The organism is Streptomyces sp. NPDC060209 (genome assembly GCF_042728155.1).
Taxonomy (GTDB): Bacteria; Actinomycetota; Actinomycetes; order Streptomycetales; family Streptomycetaceae; genus Streptomyces.
Genome location: NZ_JBHWZS010000469.1, coordinates 1 through 4,498, shown reverse-complemented (window position 1 = coordinate 4,498; position 4,498 = coordinate 1). Strand labels below are relative to the sequence as shown.

The 4,498-nt window shown below is 67.2% G+C and carries 3 protein-coding genes; all 3 read right to left on the bottom strand.

What is annotated here, in order from left to right; all coding sequences use genetic code 11:
• Window positions 1-42: 42 nt before the first annotated feature.
• Window positions 43-2,283: a glycosyltransferase family 4 protein gene (locus ACFWFI_RS41195; protein WP_387400858.1), complete on the bottom strand. Its 2,241-nt coding sequence runs from the start codon at window positions 2,281-2,283 to the stop codon at window positions 43-45.
• A complete protein-coding gene (locus ACFWFI_RS41190; RefSeq protein WP_387400856.1) occupies window positions 2,280-3,614 on the bottom strand; it encodes a glycosyltransferase in 1,335 nt (444 codons plus the stop codon). Before ACFWFI_RS41190 ends, ACFWFI_RS41195 begins: the two co-directional genes overlap by 4 nt.
• A 185-nt stretch (window positions 3,615-3,799) precedes the next feature.
• A complete protein-coding gene (locus tag ACFWFI_RS41185; protein WP_387400854.1) occupies window positions 3,800-4,396 on the bottom strand; it encodes an acyltransferase in 597 nt (198 codons plus the stop codon).
• Window positions 4,397-4,498: the final 102 nt, after the last annotated feature.

Genomic DNA, 4,498 nt, shown 5'->3' with positions numbered 1-4,498 from the left:
CCCCGTGAGGGAGCCGGCCACAGTGCGTCACGGTGCGCGGCGTCAGGCGTCGATGACCGGAAGGTGCTCGAAGGGAGCGCGTGACAAGTTGCTGGTGACGGTCACGTCCGGGTGTGCCTTGGCGATCCGCCAAGCGGCCGCCGTCGCGTTGGTGTCACAGACGATCACATGGTCCGTCTGGTCGAGCCTCAGCTGAGGAACGGCGTCACGTTGGGCGATCTTGGCGAAGAGCCGCGGGCGCAGCATCTTGTAGCCGGGCTGGAAGAACTTCTTGTGGAAGCCGTCGGCAACCTTGTTGTGAGCGCGCCTGGCGACCTTCACCGCGACCTCAGGCGCCGCCTTGTCCCTGCGGCTCCTCGCCAGCCGGTCGGCCCGCCGCAGGACGGCGCGCGGTGCTCGGTAGACGACGAACTGCTCCCCTCGGGGAACCACCAGCCGCTTCTCGCCCGACTCGATGTTCAGCACCGCCACACGTTCGTCCAGAGGTGCGCGCAACCAAGCCCGCGGTCGTGCGGTCACCAGCTCGACCTCCACTCCGCGAGCGACCAGGAAGTTCGCGAGATCCGCGATCCGGCGCGGGTGCCCGGGGGTGAAGGCGAGCAGGACGACCCGGCCGGGAGCGGCCCCCTGAGCGGCCACCGCACCGGCGGACGTCCTGGCCGCCACCACGGACGAACTCACGGGCTTCGTCTCCGGCTGCGCGACCTCCGCAGGCTCGAGGGCGGGAGCGCGGTCCTCGTACACGCTGACGAGCTGGTCGCCGACGACCTCACGGCTGTACTTGGACAGCAGGACCGAGCGCGCCTTCGGCAGGTCGAGCTCGGCGAACCGCTCTCGCAGGCCCCGGTAGGCGGTCACGATCACCTGCGGGTCCTCGTCCACGTCCATGAGCGCACCCGCGAGGTCCTCGATGCCTTCGAGCGTCTCCTCGGGGCCATGGCTGCGCGTGACGAGAACCGGCAGGCCCGCCGCGTTGGCCTCGACGATCGTCATGCCGAACGTCTCGAAGTGGCTGGGGTGCACCAGAAGGTCGTACTGGTGCATCAGCCCGTTGACCTCCTCGGGCCGCACGGGGGGCAGGATCCGGAAGCGGTCGCCCAGACCCAGCTCGGCGGCCCGGTCGAGCATGTCGCTCTCCAGGCTGCCCGAGCCGACCATGGTCAATGTCGCCTCCGGCTCCTCCGCGGCGATCTCCGCGAAGGCCTCGAGCAGTGTGCTCACGCCCTTGTGCGGTATCAGGCGGCCCAGATAGAGCCACTTGAGCAGCTTCTCCGAGGGCTTGGCCTCAGGAGTGAACTGCTCGAAGTTGATGACGTTCGGCACGATACGGATCTTGCCGGCGTGGTGCGGGAACTCCCGCACGATCTGGTCGCGCAGGTAGCTGCCGACACACAGGAACTCGTCCGCGCGGTCCAGCACCTGGTCGTACAGCTTGCGGCCGCCCGGCTGCTTGAAGATCTTCGCCAGGAAGGTGGAGTGCTCGGTCACCACGATGCGCGCGTCGGGACGGCCGAGGCGCATCGCCAGCACTCCGCCGTAGATCGCGGTGTGGGCGTGGATGACGGGAGCCTCGATGATGCCGGTGGGCAGTGCCTTGCGCAGGGCCGCTGTCTGCGCCCCCACCCAGCTCGCGTAGTTGCGGCGGGTGGTCAGCGGAACGGGGACGCGTGTGACGGCGCCCTCCAGCGTGTCGAGCACAGGGATCAGATGGCGGCGTTCGAGGAACCGGTCCGCTGTGACCTTGATGGCGTCCTCGAGCAGAGCGTCCGCACCACCCGCCCAGTCCTCGGTGTGCAGGATCGAGACACGCTCGTAGTGTCCCGTGACAGCCTCGGTCGCCGCCTGTACGAACGACCCGGCGAACGGGTTGTTCGGTGACGGATACCAAGGGGTCACGACTGCCAGGTCCGCCGGCTCGGTGACCCGGCCGGAGTCCGCGTACGGTTCGAGGCGGAATTCGAGGTCAGGGCGTCGGCGCAGTGCGGCCCATGCTGTCGGAAGAGCCTGCGCATCGCCCGCGACGAGCAGATCGGCGTCCCGGAGGGGCCCGCTCCTGGCGAGGACGATGGCGCGTGCGGTGCGCCAGGCGGAGCCCTTCTGGTTCCGCGCCGCCCGGATGACACGTACCCCGGGAATCTCCGGCAGGTCGTCCCATTCGGCGCGATCGGCGATCACCAGGACGACGTCGCGCCCCTCGGCTGCCAGAGCCTCGACATGCGCACGAGTGGCCCGCACCCGGTATTCGCCGAGCGCCAGGTAGAGGACGTGGGTCTTCGTGCTCATCGGGATTCCTCCACCAGCTTGCGCATACGTTCTTCCAACGGCCCGAGGGTGGCCGCACGGGTGTAGGAGTGAGCGTGCTTCACGGCGAGTGCGTGCTGGGTACTGTCACCGGCCCGAGTCGCTTCGGCCGCTGCGATGAACGACTTCGCGACCTCCCCCGGGGTCAGTTCACTGCCGCGGAACCACAGGGGGTAGTTCTCCAGGACTTCGGAGGCCGCGATGTCGGGCCGGTGAACAGAGACGATCGGCTTGCCCGTCGCCATGTACTCGAAGACCTTGCCCGAGGTGACGTAACGGGCTCCGGGTACACAGAAGACGAGCGCGTCGGTCTGTGTGTACAGGTCCTTGCCGTCGGCCTTGCTGAAGGCGCCGCGGTAGTGCACGCCGATGTTCTCCTCCAACGGAAGACGCTCCATCAGGGGCGCTACGTCAGGAGGGAAGAACCCGAGATGGCCGTGGATGTTGAGCTCGGCGTCCCGGAGCAGCGGGTGCTCACGGGCGAGCCGCCAACCGTCGAACAGGGTTTCGAGCGGCAGGTAGGACGTGACCGTGCCCAAGTAGCCGAAGCGCAACGGGCGATCCGTGGCGGGCGGGTCGTACTTGCTCTCGCCGAGGAGTTCCGGCTCCCAGCCGTTCGGGACGACGGTCATGCGCTCGGCCGCGTAAGGGTAGCGATCGATGTGCCACTGCCGCATTCCGTCGTTCACGAATACGACCTCGGCGGCGTCCCGCAGGACTTTCGCCTCCCACTCGAAGGCCTTGCTGCCCTCCTCGAACTTCAGTTCCTCGGTGAACTGGTTGAAAGTCCACGAGTCTCTGTAGTCAACCGCGTACGGAATCTTGAGGAGTCGCCCCAGCGCCTGCGCCGCCGCAAACGAGACGAAAGGGTTCCCGGTCGCTATGACGAGGTCGAATTTCTCCTTGAAATGCGCCTTCACGGCACTGGAGAGAACGCCTGGGATCCACGTCAGGTAATGCTCGGGGAATACCTTGCTCTGGAAGAGCTTGTACAGGCTTGCGGCGACGGTCGGGAAATTCCGGCGCAATTTACCGAACTGCCGGATGTCCTTTTCCCATGCGTAATAGGACATGGGAGGCCTGACGACCGTGACGCGAGGATCGACGGTCTCCTCGAGGGAGGGGTCACACGCGTTTTCGAGGTAGGTCTCAAAGAACTCGCGCGGGGCCGTGTGGACGGTGACGTCCCAGCCGGCTTCGGCGAAGTGATTTGCCGTTGCCCTGGCCCGGAAGACGCCACTTGCCCGGCTGGGCGGGAAATAATACGCGAGGTACAGAACGCGTGGCCGGCGTTTGCGCGGTCCTGACGGCATGACGGTGAGAGACCTTTCCTCGAGATGCGGCAGGACGAGCTTACCCGAGCCGTAATCTCTCTATCGTGTCGACGTGGCCGTGTGAGGTTTACGAGCCGACTTGTTTGAGAATTGTTGCACTACTGTAGAGCTTGCGTGACATTTCAGCCGCCGTGAGGCGACCTGATCCGGCCAAGGGCGGAGTGTCAGCGCTCGTCGAGAACGCCGTCGTGCTCGTCGAACAGCGCGCCCGTCTGCGGGCATTCCCACGTGCCCGGCTCGTCCGCACGTTCCACGAGCTTCACCCCGGACCGGCCGACCCAACCGACCTGCCGGGCCGGTACGCCGACGACCAGCGCGAAGTCGGGCACGTCCTTGGTGACGACGGCTCCGGCCGCCACCATGGCCCAGCGCCCGATCCGTACCGGGGCCACGCACACCGAACGCGCGCCGAGGGAGGCGCCCTCGGCCACCTTCACGCCGACGGCCTCCCAGTCGCCGCCGCGCTTCTGCTTGCCCTCGGGGTCGACGGAGCGGGGGTTGTGGTCGTTGGTGAGGACCACGGCAGGGCCCACGAATACACCGTCGCCGAGCTCGGCGGGCTCGTACACCAGCGCATAGTTCTGGATCTTGACGTTGTCGCCGATCTGCACGCCGGTGCCGACGTAGGCACCACGGCCGACCACGCAGCCCTCGCCGAGCCTGGCTCCCTCACGGATCTGCGCGAGTTCCCAGACGCTGCTGCCTTCGCCGATCTCGGCCCGGTCGTCGACCTGGGCGGTGGGCTGGACTCTGTAGTTCACGGCAACACCTTCGGGGCGCGGGTTTTCGGGAAAGCATACGATCTCGGAACGAGGAGGCTGTCCACACGGCGTGTCCCCTGAGGCTCGGGCGGGGTGTCGCCG

Bases quoted from the DNA above. Each gene is read 5' to 3' on its own strand.
- ACFWFI_RS41195 (WP_387400858.1), bottom strand. From the start codon at position 2,283: ATGAGCACGAAGACCCACGTCCTCTACCTGGCGCTCGGCGAATACCGG.
- ACFWFI_RS41190 (WP_387400856.1), bottom strand. From the start codon at position 3,614: ATGCCGTCAGGACCGCGCAAACGCCGGCCACGCGTTCTGTACCTCGCG.